Here is a 16,864-nt window from a genome sequence, read left to right as displayed (position 1 = left end):
GCCGGGGCGACAGCATGGCCGCATGAATCCAACGACAAGGCGGTCCATCGGGATATCCATGGCGATGGTCGGTGTCCTGGCTGGTGGTGCGGTCGTGGTCAGTGCGGAGCCAGGGCTGGTCGCGGATCTGCGGGCGGATGTGAACCGCGATGGCGTGGTCGACACTGCAGGCCAGTCGGATGTGGCGGGCAAGCAGACCTGGACACTGGACCGGGGTGCGATCTTCCTGCCGAACATCGGTGACCAGCACCGCCGATGCCCCGTCAAGGACGCCAACGGCAAACCGCTGCCGGATGACAAACTGGCCGAATGCAACGACGCCTCGGATGACGTCGCGCGTGCTCCCGAGAATCTCGCCCCGCTGAAGACGGTTCCGCTCGGCAACGCTCCGTCCGATGTATGGGGGACAGTGGCAACGGTCGGTCCGGGACAGGACAAGGTCAGGCTGTTCGTCAACCGTGCGGGCGCGTGGACCAAGGTCTCCGGTACCGATCGGCTCACCGCTGATGAGCTGCGTTCCGGCGTGAACCTGGGCATCGACGCCAAGGACGTCGTGCGCGACAGCAAGATCTGGAACGGGCGTATCACGGTGCGATTCACCGTCAACGACGGCGCGAAGACAGCCACGGATCATGTGGTGCTGCGCGTGTCGCCGGTTCTGACACATCATCATCTCCAACGGACACAACAGGTTCTGACGTCCGAAGGAACCGACGAGATGCCCGCGCAGCAGCGGTTCGTCAAGGAGCTGGCCGACCGGGTCAAGGCCGCCGGGATCGACGCGCCACTGCGACTGTTCGACCAGGAAGACCCGTGGGCACAGGACTTCTTCGAGCCGGGCTACGTCACCATGCCGGGTGCGGACGGAAAGCCCAGGGGATTGCGTATCGCGATCCGGTCGGCCCAGCCTGATCGGCCGGCGGGCAGGCAGGTGTTCGAGAAACTCCGCGGTCCTGGAATCGGGGCGATCCAGATCGCCGGCCGCGGTGGCGGCTTCAGAAGTGTCGATTCGATGGGCAACCTGGAGACGATTCCGCCTTACGAGAACCGGGGGAGGAGTTACCCGGTCGGCCGGATCGTCATGGGTGACACCGGCTCGGCCGGTGAGGGCGCTCCCGACCAGGCGATGCAGACGTTCTTGCGGTCGCAGGAATATCAAACGCCGCTGATGGTGGACACCTCATGGCTCGCGGTCGGCCATGTCGACGAGTTCGTCCAATTCCTGCCAGCCGCAGGCCGACGCGGCTGGACGATCGCCGTGGCGGACCCGCAGGCAGGCCTTGACCTGCTGCGTACGGCACAACGGGCCGGGCACGGCGCCACCAGGATGTTCTCGCAACCCGAAGCTGGTGCCGAGACCATTGACCAGGTACTGCGTAACGACACGCTGTTGCGTGCCAACGCACTCGCGACACGACGTATCGAGGCCAACCTCCGGATCCTCAAGCGCGAGACCGGCGTCCGCGACGATGAGATCGTCAAGGTGCCTCAGCTGTTCACGACGGCGGACCTGTCCCGCGCGGTGAGCAAGAGGCGGCAAACGACGAAGGTGAACATGCATGGACTGGGCGCCTATGTGCCAGGGGCGGTCAACGGCATCGTGCTGAACTCCAAGCACTACGTCGCGGCGCAGCAGTGGGGACCGGTTGTCAACGGCCAGGACATCTTCGCCAACGCGGTGAGCGCCGCCTACGGAAAGCTCGGCATGACTGTCCACTATGTCGATGACTGGAGCAGCCACCACATCGGGGGTGGCGAAGTCCACTGTGGAACGAACACGTTCCGGGAGACCAGCAGGCCATGGTGGCCTGAACGGAGCTAGGGCTTGCCGGGCTGATCTACAGTCTCCTTTTCAGCTTGAGGAGGCGAGGCGGATGCCGAGGAACCGGTCGGTCATCGTCGCGCGGCTGGTCAGCGAGCGGCCTGGCAGTTCGCAGGCGGCAATCCTCACCGAGTTGCGCCGGTGTCTGCTCGATGGCGGCGTTCCGCCGGGCAGCTCCATTCCGCTCGACGAGGTGGCCGCCGTGTTCGGGGTCAGCCGGATCCCGGTCCGGGAGGCGCTCAAGACGTTGATCGGTGAAGGCCTCGTCGAACACCGTCCCAACTTCGGCTACACGGTGGCCAAGCTGACACCGGCCGAATTGCACGAGTTGTACGTCGTGCGAGGCGTGCTGGAGACGGCGGCGCTGGGCGCGGGGGTGGGACAGGCCGACACCGACGACGATCAGCGGGCCCAAGCGGCCCATCAGGCGTTGGAAGACGCCTTGGCCGCCGGGGACGTCCGGGCGTATCACCGGGAAAGCCGGAGTTTCCACATGGCCTTGGTGCGGCCGTGCGGGATGTTGCGGCTCTTGGGGATGTTCGAGTCCGCGTGGAACATGACGGAGCCGCTCCAACCGATGGCGCACGTGTCCGCCGACGAACGGGCGACGCTGCACCGCGATCACGACGAGATGCTGGCGGCGTTCGTGGCGCGGGACAGCGTGGCCCTGGTCGAAGCCGCCCGTGAGCACCACGAGCGGCTGAAGTCGTCGTTGGCCTCGGTGCCTCGGCACACCGGGCTCTTCGCTGAGGCGTGAAGATATACGTTTCCGTTGACGAGCGTGTAACAACCGGCTCCTACGGTGGCGGGAACCACCAGGCAGGAGCGCAGCGATGACTGATACCGCTCAGCAGGTAGTCAAGCCCGTCCATCACCCACGGCTGACCAACGCCGACCTCGCGCCACTGGAGAAACAGACGTGGGGGTCGTACAACATCTTCGCGTTCTGGATGTCCGATGTACACAGTGTCGGCGGGTACGTCACCGCGGGCAGCCTGTTCATGCTCGGCCTGAGCAGCTGGCAGGTACTGGTTTCGCTGCTGATCGGGATCGGCATCGTGTACCTGTTCTGCAACCTGGTCGCCAAGCCCAGTCAGGCGGCCGGAGTGCCGTACCCGGTGATCTGCCGCAGCGTGTTCGGTGTGCTCGGCGCGAACATCCCGGCGGTGATCCGTGGGTTGATCGCCGTCGCCTGGTACGGGATCCAGACCTACCTGGCGTCCGCCGCGCTGGATGTCGTGCTGCTCAAGCTCTTTCCCGGACTGATGCCGTACGCGGACGTGAGCCAGCACGGCTTCCTCGGGCTGTCCCTGCTGGGGTGGTTCTCCTTCGCGCTGCTCTGGGTGCTGCAGGCCGCGGTGTTCTGGACGGGGATGGAGACCATCCGCCGGTTCATCGACTTCTGCGGACCGGCGGTGTACGTCGTGATGTTCCTGCTGACCGGGTACCTGATCGCGAAGGCGGGCTGGGGTGCGATCGACTTCAGCCTCGGTGACGTCCGGTACTCCGGGTTCGACGCGCTGCCGGTGATGCTGGGCGCGATCGCGCTGGTGGTGTCGTACTTCTCCGGCCCGATGCTGAACTTCGGCGACTTCTCCCGGTACGGCAGGTCGTTCAAAGCGGTCAAACGGGGCAACCTGCTGGGCCTTCCGGTGAACTTCCTGCTCTTCGCGATCCTGGTGGTGGTCACGTCCTCGCTGACCATCCCGGTCTTCGGCGAGCTGATCACCGATCCGGTCGCGACTGTCGCCCGGATCGACAGCACGTTCGCCATCGTGCTCGGCGCGTTGACGTTCAGCATCGCCACTGTGGGCATCAACATCGTCGCCAACTTCATCTCGCCCGCGTTCGACTTCTCCAACGTCAGCCCGCAACGGATCAGCTGGCGGGCAGGCGGGATGATCGCGGCGATCGGCTCGGTGCTGATCACACCGTGGAACCTGTACAACAACCCCGAAGTCATCCACTACACCTTGGAAACCCTCGGTGCCTTCATCGGCCCGCTGTTCGGTGTGCTGATCGCAGGGCACTACGTCGTGGCCCGCCAGCAGGTCACCGTCGACGACCTGTTCTCCATGTCGCCGGAGGGAAAGTACTGGTACCGCAAGGGATACAACCCGTCCGCGATCGTGGCCACGGTGGCCGGTTCGTTGGTGGCGATGGTCCCGGTGCTGTGGACGGACGGGCCAGGGATGAAGACGACGGCGCAGTACAGCTGGTTCATCGGCATGGCGCTGGGCTTCGTGGTGTTCAGCGGGCTCTCCCGGCGCCGCCGATGAGGATCAAGGTCATCAACCCCAACACGAGCACTTCGATGACCGCGCTGATCGACCGTGCGGCGACATCGAGGGCGAGTCCGGACTGTCTCGTTGAGACGGTCAACCCGGCCATGGGGCCTGAGTCGATCGAGAGCCACTATGACGAGGCGTTGAGCGTTCCTGGTGTCCTCGCGGAGATCGCCGCGGAGCAGTTCGACGGTTACGTCATCGCGTGCTTCGGCGATCCGGGCCTGGATGCCGCCCGGGAGCTCGCCGACGGTCCCGTTGTCGGGATCGCTGAAGCCGCGATGCGTACGGCTGCTTATCTCGGTCGCGGCTTCAGCGTTGTCACCACGCTCGAACGCACCTGTGGCCGAGCATGGGACCTCGCGGAACGGTATGGCGTCAGCAGATTTTGCCTTGGCGTGTCCGCATGCGACATTCCCGTGCTCGAAGTCGAGGCGGCGCTGGACGAGGTCGCTTTCGCCTGCCAGAAGGCCGTTGCCACGGACCGGTCGGATGTGGTCGTGCTCGGCTGCGCCGGTATGACCGCGCATTGCGCGCAAATCTCGGCACGTGTCGGCGTCCCGGTCATCGACGGTGTTCAGGCCGCGGTACTCCAGGTGGAGTCGCTGGTCCGGATGGGCCTGCGCACGGGCTCCATGCGGGAGTACGCGCCACCGCCACCGAAGCTGTACACGGGTGTCCTCGCGCAGTTCGGGACCTGATCAGTGCTTGTCGGTGGATCGGGACTGAGTGTTAAGTCTGTCGGCGGGCACTTGCTCGAGGCGGGTCCAGCCCCGCCAGCCCCGCTCCTCGAGGATCGCCACCACCCGCTTGGCCCACGGTGAGGACTGGACCAGTGTCGCGTCCAGCAGGTCCGCGAACTGGTCGTCGAAGCCGTCCGGACCCACCTCACCGGCCTGCACAGCGCGAATCTGCGCGCGCTCGAGGATGTCCGCGATCTCGACGACCCGCGGATCGTCGGCCGGGCAGTCCAGTGGCCCGTTGAGAAAGCTGTAGAGCTTCACCATATCGGGGTGGTCCAGTTGCTCGTGCTTCTTGGCGATCACGGCGTCGATCAGGTGCGGCACCTGGGCGGCGACCATGATCCAGGCGTCCCGCTCCATCTCGATGTACCGCTCCTCGGCGCCGAGACCGCGCAGCCGGTCGAGGTAGCCCACGACGCTCTCGGGAAGCGCCAGGTGATCTCCGGTGGCGAGCTGGGCGAGCCGTTTGCGGGTGTCCTGCAGCCGCCGGATCTGGGCGCGCAGGTTCCTGTCGATCTCACCGACGCCGTCGGCGAACTCCTCCGGGCCGGCGTCGAGGAGTTCCTGCACCCGGGCCAGCGGCACGCCGGCATCTGCCAGTGTGCGGATCCGGATCAGTCGCACCACCGCGGCAGCGTCGTAGGTCCGGTATCCCGAATGGTCGCGTTCAGGCTCCGGTAGCAGCCCGATCTTGTGGTAGTGGCGTACTGCCCGCACCGTCGCCCCGGCGTACGCCGCTAGCTGGCTGATGGTGAGCATGGGTCGCAGCCTGCCTCAGGCGATCTTGCGGCGGTAGACGACCATCGCGAAGACGTACGCCACGACAAGGATGCCGACGCACCAGGCAAGCGCGATCCAGATGTCGTCGCCGACTGGCTGCTGGGCGAACAGGCCACGGATCGTGTTGACGATCGACGTCACCGGCTGGTTCTCGGCGAACCAGCGCAGCGGGCCGGGCATCGTCGCTGTGGGCACGAATGCCGAGCTGAGGAACGGCAGGAAGATGAGCGGGTAGGAGAACGCGCCCCCGCCTTCCGCCGACTTCGCGGAAAGACCGGCGATCACGGCGATCCAGGTCAACGCCAGGGTGAACAACGGCAGGATGCCGGCGACCGCGAGCCAGGCCAGCACGCCCGCTCCGGAACGAAAACCCATGAGCAGAGTGACGCCTACGACGATCACGAGCGAGATCAGGTTGGCGACAAGGGAAGTGAGGACATGTGCCCACAGCACGCCCGACCGTGCGATCGGCATGGACTGGAATCGCTCGAAGATCCCGCTCTTCATGTCCACGAAGAACCGGAGCGCGGTGTAGGCGATGCCCGACGCGATCGTGATGAGCAGAATGCCGGGCAGCATGTAGTCGATGTACTGGACTGGACCGGTGTCGATGGCGCCGCCGAACACATAGACGAACATCAACATCATCGCGATCGGCGTGATCAGGATCGTGATGATGGTGTCCACGCTGCGGGTGACGTGGCGCAGGGTCCGTCCGGTGAGCACACCGGTGTCGCCGAGGAAGTACGTGGTCATCCTTGTTCCCTAGTTGTTCGTGCCGGTGGCGTCGCTCTTGTCGTGGCCGCCGATGATCGCGAGGAAGATCTCCTCAAGGGTCGGCTGCTTCTCCACGTATTCGACCGTGGCGGGCGGAAGGAGCTGCTTGAGCTCGGCCAGCGTGCCGTTCGCGATGATCCGTCCCTTGTGGAGGATCGCGATCCGGTCGGCGAGCTGTTCGGCCTCGTCCAGGTACTGCGTAATGAGCAGGACTGTCGTGCCATGCCCAGCGAGTTGCTTGACCGCATGCCACACCTCGATGCGCCCCTCGGGGTCGAGCCCGGCGGTCGGCTCGTCCAGGAAGATCACCGGTGAGTTCCCGATGAGGCTCATCGCGATGTCCAGGCGGCGGCGCATGCCACCCGAATAGGACGACACCCTGCGTGCGGCCGCGTCGGTCAGCGAGAAACGCTCAAGCAGGTCGTCCGCGATCGCGCCGGAGTCCTTGAGGTGCCGCAGCTTGGCGACCAGGACGAGGTTCTCCCGGCCGCTGAGGATTTCGTCGACGGCGGCGAACTGCCCGGTGAGGCTGATCGACTCCCGCACGTTCGCCGGTTGCGTGGCGACGTCGAAGCTGTTGACGCTGACCGTCCCCGCATCAGCTTTCAGCAGCGTGGCGAGGATCCGGACGGTCGTGGTCTTGCCCGACCCGTTGGAGCCGAGCAGGGCGAAGATGCTGCCCCGCGCCACGTCGAAGTCCACACCGCGCAACACCTCCAGCTTTCCGTACGACTTCTCCAGACCCTGCACGTGAATCGCGGTCGATCGGGCTTGTGCTGTCGCCGTAGTCGCGTGTTGGCCGGGGGTCTTCTCGACGAACATGGTCATCTGCCTCCTTGCGGAGCTGTCCCGCGGAAGCTCCTGCCAGAAGCATGGAGGGTTGACCCAGGGGCAAGGTCAAGCCGGCGGCGATGCGTAGAGTCCAGGAAGACGTGCCAGGCACTGCACCGGGACCCGGCCGGGAGGACCAACAGCGATGGCGTCAGCCAACACAACAAGGGGCCACAGTCCTGTCGGTGGACTGCTCCACCGATATTTGACCAGGACGTCGGCCGACCGCATCGACTCAGGAGCGGCTGCCTTCTACGCGGGGCTGGACACGATCGGTGCGGTCGTGCCCGATGTGGCGGCCTCCATCGTCAACGAGCTCGCCGACCAGCGGTCCAACGTGAAGCTGATCGCGAGCGAGAACTACAGTTCGTTGGCCGTACAGTTGGCCCAAGGCAACCTTTTCACCGACAAGTACGCCGAAGGCTTCGCGGGGCACCGCTTCTACGCCGGATGCGACAACGTCGACGCGATAGAACTGCAGGCTGCGGAGCTGGTCCATAAGCTGTTCGGCGCCGACCACGCTTACGTCCAGCCACACTCCGGTGCCGACGCGAATCTCGTTGCTTTTCTTTCCATCCTTGCCACGACTGTCGAATCGCCGGAGCTCGAGCGCTTCGGCCAGACCAATCCGGCGAACATCTCGGACGCCGACTGGGAAAACGTGCGTCAACGGTTCGTCGGGCAGCGCCTGCTCGGGATGGACTACTACTCGGGTGGGCATCTCACCCACGGGTATCGGCACAATGTTTCGAGCCGTTTGTTCGAGGCGCACTCCTACACAGTCGATCGCGGCACGAACCTGCTCGACTTCGACGCGATCCGCCGGCAGGCGCTCGAGGTTCGGCCAAGGATCCTGCTCGCGGGGTACAGCGCCTATCCACGCAAGATCAACTTCGCGCGGCTCCGTGAGCTGGCCGATGAGGTCGGCGCGACGTTCATGGTCGACATGGCGCACTTCGCCGGGCTCGTCGCGGGCAAGGTGTTCACCGGCGAGTACGACCCCGTGCCGTATGCCCACGTCGTGACGAGTACGACGCACAAGACACTGCGGGGCCCGCGGGGCGGCATGGTGTTGTGTACAAGCGAATTCGCTCCGGCGGTCGACAAAGGATGCCCAATGGTCCTCGGTGGGCCGCTGCCACATGCCATGGCGGCCAAGGTGGTGGCCTTCCGCGAGGCATTGGAGCCGAATTTCCAGACCTACGCGCATTCCATTGTCGACAACGCCCGAGTGTTGGCCGATGAGTTGCAGAAGCGTGGCGGAGCGGTTGTCACCGGTGGCACCGACAACCATCTCGTTCTGCTTGACGTCACCAGTTCGTACGGCCTTACCGGGCGGCAAGCGGAGTCGGCGCTGCGATCGTGCGGGTTGACGCTCAACCGGAACTCGTTGCCATTCGACGCGAACGGACCCTGGTACACCAGCGGCCTGCGGCTTGGCACAGCGGCGGTGACGACGCTCGGGATGGGTGCCGCTGAAGTGGCCGAAATCGCCGAGATCATCGTGTCAGTCCTCAGCAAGACATCGCCCGCGGCGACGGCGAAAGGCGATGGCACGGTGAGCAAAGCGAAGTACGAGCTACCAGACACAGTCGCCGATGGAGCCAGGGGACGCGTCTCCGATCTGCTCGATCGGTACCCGCTTTATCCCGAAATCGATCTCGACTTCGTTCGCTCGGCAGGAGTCACCAACGCCGACACGTAGAAGCCATCACAAGCGGCGAGAGCCAGGAAGACGTGCTTCCTCAGCGGAAAGCCGTGCGAACACAGCACTGCCACCGCCGGAGAAACTCACCTCAGCGGTGGCAGCTTTCGGCCCCGACCGTGCCGTCGGGTCTCTCGTGCAGGGTGGTGTCGTCGCCGGAAAATACGCGGCAGCCACATGAGCGGCAACAGTTTCAGTCACTCCTGAACCTGCTTGCCGAAAGGCCAACGGGCCACCAGCGTGTCGCATTGGGACAGATATCACCGAAATGCGGCCAATCCGTGAGGACGCTCGCCCTTTGCTCACTTGACCCGCCCGAGGCGGCGCTTGCCGATAGTCGTGACAGTCAGTGTCGCGGCCACTCGGAGTTCACGGTACGGGGTATGACAACGACGTCGTCATGCTGCCGTAGACTGAACCCTATTCGTCGCCGGGGAACGGAGAAGTGACATTGCGCCTGCACGAGCAGACTTGGCCCGGCGGGATACATTCGCCCCGAATCGGCGAAGGTTCGTTCTTCTGCCAGTTTCGTGCACTTTCCGTCCCGGACCTGGCCAGGCGGATGTGCGGTCCTACGTCGGCGGCGATCGTGTTGTCACACTACGGGCTGCTTGACGACAAGTGGCGGGCCGGTGAGTCGTTGGCGCCGTTCGTGCGATTCATCCTGGACGAACACGTCGATGGCGACGTCGAAGTGCTGCGACGTAGCTACGAAAGCGATGGCCAGGATCTGACCGTGACGGTCCGGCGAGTGGCGCAGTCGACCGAATGCGCGGATGGCGCGCTCGTCACACGTGCCAGTGACCGGGTCGAGCGTGGTGATCAATCGCGGTTCAATCCCACCTTCACGATGGTCGGTGGGTATGACCACAGGTTCTCGTCCGCGCTGTTCCAGCGGTTCGGGGTGGATGCTGAGCTGCGCCACGTTGACGTCGCCGCACTCGCGAGGCTGTTCGAGAGCGGAAGCGCGGACTTCTTCCTGGCCTCCGTGCGTAGTGCTTTCTACGAAGGCGGACACGTAGTGGTCATCGACAGCTATCGCAACGGTGTGTTCACGGTCGTCGATCCCTCGGACCCGATCTACCGTGCAGGCGTGCGCTTCTACCCGGAAGACGCCATGTCGCATATGTTCAACGGTTTCGGGACCGCCATCATGCGGTGAGCTCTGAGGTCGGGCCAGCATGTGTGCGTAGAGTGCATGGCGTGCCAACGATTCGAGCCGCGACGGTCAGCGATTTGCCTGCTGTCCTTGGCCTCTACGCCGAACTCCACCCGGATGACCCAGTCCCGTCGACGGAATCCGCGCAGCGCGCCTGGCGGGCGATCCAGGCGCAGCCCTGCCGGACCATCCTGGTGGCCGAGGCGGATTCGGGTCTCCTTGGCACGACCGACTGCGCGATCCAGGCCAACCTCACCCGTAACACCCGCTCGCTGATGTTGATCGAGAACTTCGTGGTCGTGGCGGCCGCCCAGCGCACGGGCGTCGGCTCCGCCCTGCTCCGGGAAGCCGTCCGGCTGGCGCGCGAGGCGGACTGCTACAAGGTCCAGTTGCTGTCCCGCGCCACCCGGACGGACGCACACGCCTTCTATGAGTCCCAGGGCTTTCAACCGCTCGCTCAGGGGTACCGGCGGTACCTCTGAGAGTGCTGGGAAAGTCCTTTGTGGACTATAGGCGCCAGGTCGTCGTAGAGATCGGTGCCGGCACTTGCCAAACGCCGCGCGAAACGAGCTCGGTGAGCGCGACGTCCAAGTGCCGAGAATGTGAAGTTGGTGAAGCTACGCCGCGCGCGGTCCGATGCAACGAGACGGCGTATATCGTCGGCGGATCAAAAATCGCATACGTGCAGGCAACACCACGCTGCCTTGACTGACGGCATGCCTACAGCGAGCCAAGTGGCTGATCGCACGCGCACGACAGGGCGATGGCTCCCAACTGAATGCTGTTGAACGCGAAAATTCCCTATTTTCGCCTGTATGATCCTGATCTACAGTCCGATCGTGTTCGAGCTCCGCTCGCCAACACCCTGCAAACAGCGGCTCACGACCGTCCCATCGGACCCGCATTCACATGACGCGGTTCCGCGCTCGTCCCCTTGGCACATCACACTCGGATGACCTGCCCGTCCAGTGCGACGGGCATCTGTCGGTGTGCTTGATCGGGCACCCCCAAACCCGAGATGGACACCGGCACCGAAGGTGGGACGCACGAACGGTCCCCGCAACCAGGAGTGCGTCCCACCTCCGGCTTTTACGCGCGGCATGGAACAACAAATGCTCGAGTGGGCCAACCGTCCACTCAAGGCGGTGTTCAGTCACTGTGGACGGCCCACAAAGGACGTGGAGTTCTTGGAATACGGGCAGCAATTACGCCCCTGAGCCAAGCGAGCCGTGGCTGAAAATGCCTGTAGGGACGCGCGGCGGGGAGCCGGTTGGCGCAGACCATGCCAATTGGACCGTGCGCTGGAAACATGTGATCACCCGTTCGTATCACGTTGGGTGGTCACCGGCCGTCATGTCGAAACCTACTGAATGGCCGACCTGGGCCGGAACGCGGCCAGCGAATACCATGATCGCCTCGCGCAGGCAATGTGGTTGTTCATTAATTGCCAACAACGATTGGCCGTGCCATGCTGCCCGGTGTGGACTTACTGGGGAGAACACAAGATCGAGCATGTCCTGAGGTGTCACATTACGGCGGGCGTCGGCCTTGGTCCGGCCCACGATGAGTAGTGGTTTAGCGGCGATCACCGCCAAGGGTGCGAGCTCCGGTCACTTGTCGAAGGGCACGCTGCCGCCGGGCACCTGGCAGACCGTGGAGGCGGTCCGCGCGCACGCGGACCTGCCGGTGGTGTTCAGAGGGGTCCTCACTGGCGAGGACGTCCGCTGCGCCGCAAAGGCTGGCGTGGACGGGGATCGTGGCGTCCAACCGCGGAGGCCGGACGGTTGGACGGCAGGCACTCGAACTGCTCGCCGTCGAACTGTGAGATGGCACGGACCTGGTCGGACGCGTCTGGGTGGACACGGCTCGCAAGATCCTGAACCGGCGGCAGCCGAAGAGCGGGGGCGACTGTCCGGAATAGGGGGGTGGTTCATGTATACCACCCCCTTTAACATGTCCGTGAGGGGCCCACAAAACCGGAGTGGCTGGAATGCTTGCGGGAAGCGTTCTGCAATTCGATGAGTCGCGCGACTATGAGTTCATCGCGCCAGATGATGGCGGGGGAGACGTAGTCTTGCACATATTCGAATTCACCGGGAACCCCTGAGGTTCGGGCCGAGTTCCATGCATTTCTGGGGGTAGGCCGTGCGCGCGTACGCGAACTCGGTTCGCCTTCACCGAGGGAAATCCTGAGAGAACTCTCAGTGTGCACTATCGGCGCAGTTCGAGCAACCGGTGGTAACGCCGAGTTCTGTGCCGCACCGAAAAGTTGACGAAGAAGAGATCCAATTTGGGGGCTAAGTGGATCCGACGAGAGATGACGTAGTCGCTCTCCCGGTCGTCGAAATCGAGCTGTCCCGGCTGTCTTCCACATCCTCGCCACGAACCTCTGGCGAGGATCCGGAGCATGTCGAGACACTGTTGTCGGCAGAAGGGGAACTCCCACCTATTCTCGTTCACCGCCCGACGATGCAGGTGATCGACGGCTTGCACAGGTTGAAGGCGGCGCGAGTCCGAGGCGATACGAAGATCCTTGCGAGGTTCGTGGACGGTACCGAATCAGACGCCTTCGTCATGGCTGTCGAGGCGAACATACGGCATGGTTTGCCGCTCTCACTCGCCGATCGCAAGCGTGCGGCAGTCCAGATCATCGGGACACATCCGCAGTGGTCCGACCGGCGGGTGGCCTCGGTGACCGGTATATCCGCCGGCACAGTGGCTGACCTGCGCAGGCGAGGAGGCGAGGGTGGAAACGAGGCGAGGATCGGACGGGACGGGCGCATTCGCCCGGTCGACGGTTCGGAGGGCAGGAGACTCGCCGCCGAGCTGATCCGCAGTGATCCGGGTCTTTCGCTGCGGCAGGTCGCCAAGAAGGTCGGCATCTCGCCGGAGACGGTCAGGGATGTGCGAGGCCGGTTGGAGCGTGGTGAGAGCCCGACCCCGGACGGGAGCAGACGATTACAGGCAAAGCCGCAGCCATTGCGTTGGACGGAGCCTGACTTCGGCCGCATCGTCGACCGTGATCGTCTTGCCGTGCTGGAGCGCCTCAAGGCCGATCCCGCGCTGCGCCTGACCGAGACCGGCCGAATCCTGTTGCGGATGTTCGCCATGCATTCCATTGACGGTCAGGAGTGGGGACGGGTCCTGCACGGCGTCCCACCGCATTTGTGCAGCGTGGTCGCCGGATTCGCCAGGGATCACGCCCGGGTGTGGGCGGAGTTCGCGGATCGCTTGGAAAACCGGGCGAGCGATCTGGCCGCGGGATGATCGCGTAACGAACGCGTTGACCAGCCGTGTACAGCAACGAAAAGGATAAATCGGGTACACGGCACAAACATCACGGCAGAGTGACTGGGGCTGGGGAAATGGCAGGGACCGATAGCGGCACGATGAGGCGGTGTGCGGTGTCCGCGGAGATACGAGGGGACGCGGCGACGATGCCGGAGGGGTATGCGCGAGGCCTCATCGAACGCCCCGACGGAGTTTGGCTACCTCGGCAGAAGAGCGCCGATCGCGGCGATCGAGCCGTGAATCCAGTTGGTCATGGCAATGGTGCCGGTCCGACACACCCGCCGCTCACCCGTGCCGAGTTGCGGGTGGCCGCACTCGCGGCGCAAGGATGCGTCAACCGGGAGATCGCGGAGCGGCTGTTCATCACGCCGAGCACCGTCGAGCAGCACTTGACTCGCGTGTTCAAGAAACTGGGAATCACCGGCCGGGATTTCCTGCCGACGTCGTTGTCGGCGGTGGGCCGGGAGGATTGAGGCGCTCGGTGAAGGGGCGGACAGCGACACACGCGGTCGCTGTCCAACTCTTGGACGGCTCGTAGCATCGCCGGTCGCCGTGTCGGCGGTGACGACGACGCCCGGCGCTGGCCGGTCGCTTGTGAAGCATTGACGGTAGCCCGCCGGGTCATTACTTTCGGCGAAGATCGCACCCGATCTCGTTGCGACGCGGGCGAATCAGGCGTGGATGGCTCTTCGCTGCGCGGCCACGATCGTGAGACCCATCGGCGAGCGCCCCGCATTCTCCTGCCATGGCACGGATGTAAGGGGATGTCTTTGAACACCCATCAAGTGGTCTTCTTGTTGCTCGATCTCGCGGTGATCGTCGTGCTGGCGCGCCTGCTCGGCGCGGTGGCACGGCGGTTCGACCAACCGCCGGTGATCGGTGAGCTGCTCGCGGGAATCCTGCTTGGCCCGACGTTGTTCGGCGAGGGGTTCGCGGCCGCGCTGTTCCCGACCGACGTACGCCCCTTCCTGGCCGCATTGGCGAACGTCGGTGTCGCCATGTTCATGTTCATGGTCGGCCTTGAACTGGAACAAACCCTGTTGCGTGGCAGGGGGAAGCTCGCGGTGACCGTGTCGGTCAGCTCGATCGTTCTTCCGTTCACCCTTGGCGTGGGGCTGGCGTTCTACCTGGCGATGAACCGTCCGGTCGAGCACCGGCTCGGTTTCGTGCTGTTCATCGGCGCGGCGATGTCGGTCACCGCGTTCCCTGTGCTGGCAAGGATTCTGCAAGACCGCGGCATGCTGCGAACGATGCTCGGTGGGCTGGCGCTGACGTGCGCGGCGATCGGCGACGTGCTGGCGTGGTGCTTGCTCGCGGTCGTGGTGATCGTGTCCGGCGGTGCCAGTGGTGTCGAACAGTGGCTGATCGTGCTCGGACCGATCTACGTCGCACTCATGCTCTGGGTGGTACGGCCGCTGCTGCGCAAGCTCTTCACAGCCGGCGCCACCGGGGCACTGCCGACGGTTCTGGCAGGAGCGCTGATTTCCGGCGCGGTGACCGAATTGATCGGTCTGCACTTCATCTTCGGCGCGTTCCTGTTCGGTGTCATCGTGCCGCGGGAAGGCACCGACACGCTGCGGCACAGGATCATCGACCGGGTGGAGGAGTTCAACTCGGCGTTGCTGCTGCCCGTGTTCTTCATTGTCAGCGGCTTGAAGGTGAACCTGTCCACGCTCAGCACGACGGGCCTCGTCGAGCTCGGCCTTGTGTTGCTGGTCGCCATCGCGGGCAAGTTCGGTGGCGCGTTCGTGGGTGCCCGCTTGCATGGCCTGCCCGCTCGCAAGTCCGCCGCGCTCGCCACACTGATGAACACCCGTGGCCTGACCGAACTGATCATTCTCACGGTAGGCCTTCAGCTTGGCGTACTGGACCAGTCGCTCTACTCGATCATGGTGGCGATGGCGGTGATCACGACAGCCATGGCGGGACCGTTGCTGCGACTGATCTATCCGGCCTCGGTGATCGAGCGGGACCAGGCCATCGAGCAAGCTCGGCAACCCGCCGCGTGACTTTCCTGTGCATACAGGCCGCCAACGGCTACCAGCATGTCTACATTGGACAGATGCTGGGCTTGATGGTCCACAGAAGACGGAGGTGCTCGGTGATTCGTGCTGTCCATTGTGCGGTGCCCAGGCCCCATTGCTGGACTTCGCCAAGTGAGCGGCCTAAGAAGTAGCGGTGACCATGGAGAAGGTGCTCGTTGCCGGCACCGGGCTGATCGGCACTTCGGCCGCGCTTGCCCTTCGCGAGAAGGATGTCGCGGTCTACCTCTCCGATATTGACGCGGATGCCGTGCGGCTGGCACGAGAGCTCGGTGCGGGCCAGGAGTGGACCGGCCAGGACGTGGATCTGGCGGTGATCGCCGTGCCGCCGCACCTCGTGGGGGAGGTGCTGGCGGATCTGCAGAAGCACCGGGCCGCCCGGGCGTACACCGACGTGGCCAGCGTCAAGGTCGATCCGATCGCTGACGCGCAGCGGCTTGGGTGCGACATGACCTGTTATGTACCGGGGCACCCGCTCGCCGGGCGGGAGCGGTCCGGACCGGCCGCTGCTCGTGCTGATCTGTTCTTGGGCCGTCCTTGGGCGCTGTGTCCCGGCCCTGACACGAATGTCGGTGCCGTACGGCTGGCGCGGGAGCTGGTGTCAACGTGCGGTGCGAATGCCGTCACTGTGGGCGCGCGCGAGCACGACTCGGCGGTGGCGCTGGTATCGCACGCGCCGCACGTGGTGTCGTCGGCTGTGGCGGCGAGTCTGATGGGCGGCGACGATGTCGCGCTGGGCCTGGCGGGGCAAGGGCTGCGCGACACGACGCGCATTGCCGCCGGAGATCCCTTGCTGTGGCAAAGGATCCTTGCCGGGAACGCCCTGCCGGTTGCCGAGGTGCTCGAGCGGATCGCGGCCGATCTCGCCGCGTCGGCGTCGGCTCTGCGGTCCGGCGATCTGGATGACGTGACGGATCTGCTGCGGCGTGGGGCCGACGGCCACGACCGGATCCCCGGCAAGCATGGCGGGCCGGTGCACGATTACGGCGTGGTTCAAGTGGTTCTGCAGGACAGACCGGGGGAACTGGCTCGGTTGTTCAACGCGGCGGGGCTGGCGAACGTCAACATCGAGGACGTCCGGCTGGAGCACTCGACGGGTCTGCCGGTCGGTGTGGCCGAGATGTCCGTACGCCCGCAGGACACCGACCGCCTCGCCGACGCACTGCGGTTCCACGGCTGGCATGTTCCGCCTGTTCCCAGCGGGAACGCGGTGGGTCCCGCGGTGCGTGGCCGGGCGACATCGCCGCAGCCGTCCTGAACGGTGCGTTTCGCCGGGCACGTTGTGGCGAGAAAGTGTTGTAGCCCACAGATTTGGCGGTAAGTCGTCCGACCAGTGCCGGGCGCGTTCTTCCGACGCGCTCGGACATTTCCGTCATAGCCAGAAATGTTCGCTCAGATCCACTCGTGGACATCGACTCGATTCAGCACG

16 protein-coding genes are annotated in these 16,864 nt (G+C 64.8%); 12 read left to right on the top strand and 4 right to left on the bottom strand.

The annotated features are described in order from the left end of the window. Nucleotides 1-22 precede the first annotated feature (22 nt). The 4 genes from B9C43_RS43900 (at nt 23) to B9C43_RS43885 (ending at nt 4,808) form a co-directional block, all read left to right on the top strand. A complete protein-coding gene (locus B9C43_RS43900; RefSeq protein ID WP_084433300.1) occupies nt 23-1,822 on the top strand; it encodes a protein-arginine deiminase domain-containing protein in 1,800 nt (599 codons plus the stop codon). Nucleotides 1,823-1,874: 52 nt separating this feature from the next. Beyond that, nucleotides 1,875-2,579 (top strand): GntR family transcriptional regulator, encoded by a 705-nt coding sequence (locus B9C43_RS43895; protein WP_033383708.1) that lies wholly within the window; start codon nt 1,875-1,877, stop codon nt 2,577-2,579. A gap of 76 nt (nt 2,580-2,655) precedes the next feature. Continuing rightward, complete coding sequence (locus B9C43_RS43890; RefSeq protein WP_084433299.1) at nt 2,656-4,101, top strand: NCS1 family nucleobase:cation symporter-1; 1,446 nt, start codon at nt 2,656-2,658, stop codon at nt 4,099-4,101. Then, on the top strand, nt 4,098-4,808 hold the full coding sequence (locus tag B9C43_RS43885; protein WP_084433298.1) for an aspartate/glutamate racemase family protein: 711 nt from the start codon (nt 4,098-4,100) through the stop codon (nt 4,806-4,808). Before B9C43_RS43890 ends, B9C43_RS43885 begins: the two co-directional genes overlap by 4 nt. Here the strand turns inward: B9C43_RS43885 and B9C43_RS43880 are convergent, their stop codons facing one another. Genes B9C43_RS43880 through B9C43_RS43870 form a run of 3 tightly spaced genes read right to left on the bottom strand, consistent with a single transcriptional unit; the run spans nt 4,809 to nt 7,229 of the window. Then, nucleotides 4,809-5,609, bottom strand: a complete 801-nt coding sequence (locus B9C43_RS43880; protein ID WP_084433297.1) for a MerR family transcriptional regulator — start codon at nt 5,607-5,609, stop codon at nt 4,809-4,811. Between the two features lie 15 nt (nt 5,610-5,624). Beyond that, entirely contained in the window at nt 5,625-6,386 is a 762-nt protein-coding gene (locus B9C43_RS43875) for an ABC transporter permease (protein WP_084433296.1), read from the bottom strand. A 9-nt stretch (nt 6,387-6,395) separates the two neighbouring features. Further along, nucleotides 6,396-7,229 (bottom strand): ABC transporter ATP-binding protein, encoded by an 834-nt coding sequence (locus tag B9C43_RS43870; protein WP_084433485.1) that lies wholly within the window; start codon nt 7,227-7,229, stop codon nt 6,396-6,398. A gap of 154 nt (nt 7,230-7,383) precedes the next feature. On the opposite strand from B9C43_RS43870, the gene B9C43_RS43865 reads away from it, so the two are divergent. The 3 genes from B9C43_RS43865 (at nt 7,384) to B9C43_RS43855 (ending at nt 10,584) form a co-directional block, all read left to right on the top strand. Continuing rightward, on the top strand, nt 7,384-8,943 hold the full coding sequence (locus B9C43_RS43865; protein ID WP_084433295.1) for a glycine hydroxymethyltransferase: 1,560 nt from the start codon (nt 7,384-7,386) through the stop codon (nt 8,941-8,943). A gap of 445 nt (nt 8,944-9,388) precedes the next feature. After that, nucleotides 9,389-10,105: a hypothetical protein gene (locus B9C43_RS43860; protein WP_084433294.1), complete on the top strand. Its 717-nt coding sequence runs from the start codon at nt 9,389-9,391 to the stop codon at nt 10,103-10,105. Between the two features lie 41 nt (nt 10,106-10,146). Continuing rightward, a complete protein-coding gene (locus B9C43_RS43855; protein ID WP_084433484.1) occupies nt 10,147-10,584 on the top strand; it encodes a GNAT family N-acetyltransferase in 438 nt (145 codons plus the stop codon). A gap of 846 nt (nt 10,585-11,430) precedes the next feature. On the opposite strand, the gene B9C43_RS57880 is transcribed toward B9C43_RS43855, so the two are convergent. Next, nucleotides 11,431-11,697 (bottom strand): hypothetical protein, encoded by a 267-nt coding sequence (locus B9C43_RS57880; protein ID WP_200825992.1) that lies wholly within the window; start codon nt 11,695-11,697, stop codon nt 11,431-11,433. Here B9C43_RS57880 and B9C43_RS59010 point away from each other — a divergent pair. From B9C43_RS59010 to B9C43_RS43835, 5 genes are all read left to right on the top strand, one after another. Further along, nucleotides 11,666-12,124 carry an alpha-hydroxy-acid oxidizing protein gene (locus tag B9C43_RS59010; RefSeq protein ID WP_235039201.1) on the top strand — a complete coding sequence of 153 codons (459 nt, stop codon included), beginning with the start codon at nt 11,666-11,668 and terminating at the stop codon, nt 12,122-12,124. The two genes, B9C43_RS57880 and B9C43_RS59010, sit on opposite strands and share 32 nt — an antisense overlap. A gap of 447 nt (nt 12,125-12,571) precedes the next feature. Further along, nucleotides 12,572-13,369, top strand: a complete 798-nt coding sequence (locus B9C43_RS43850) for a winged helix-turn-helix transcriptional regulator (protein ID WP_456077601.1) — start codon at nt 12,572-12,574, stop codon at nt 13,367-13,369. A gap of 260 nt (nt 13,370-13,629) precedes the next feature. Next, nucleotides 13,630-13,866, top strand: a complete 237-nt coding sequence (locus B9C43_RS59005) for a helix-turn-helix domain-containing protein (RefSeq protein WP_327224722.1) — start codon at nt 13,630-13,632, stop codon at nt 13,864-13,866. Between the two features lie 297 nt (nt 13,867-14,163). Then, nucleotides 14,164-15,402, top strand: coding sequence for a cation:proton antiporter domain-containing protein (locus B9C43_RS43840; protein WP_084433483.1), 1,239 nt, complete (start codon nt 14,164-14,166; stop codon nt 15,400-15,402). 175 nt (nt 15,403-15,577) lie between these two features. Then, nucleotides 15,578-16,693 carry a prephenate dehydrogenase gene (locus B9C43_RS43835; protein WP_084433482.1) on the top strand — a complete coding sequence of 372 codons (1,116 nt, stop codon included), beginning with the start codon at nt 15,578-15,580 and terminating at the stop codon, nt 16,691-16,693. Nucleotides 16,694-16,864 lie beyond the last annotated feature (171 nt).

It is taken from the genome of Kibdelosporangium aridum, from assembly GCF_900176515.1.
Taxonomy (GTDB): Bacteria; Actinomycetota; Actinomycetes; order Mycobacteriales; family Pseudonocardiaceae; genus Kibdelosporangium; species Kibdelosporangium aridum.
Note: the sequence above shows the minus strand (reverse complement) of the source record. Positions and strands in the feature narration are given on the sequence as shown.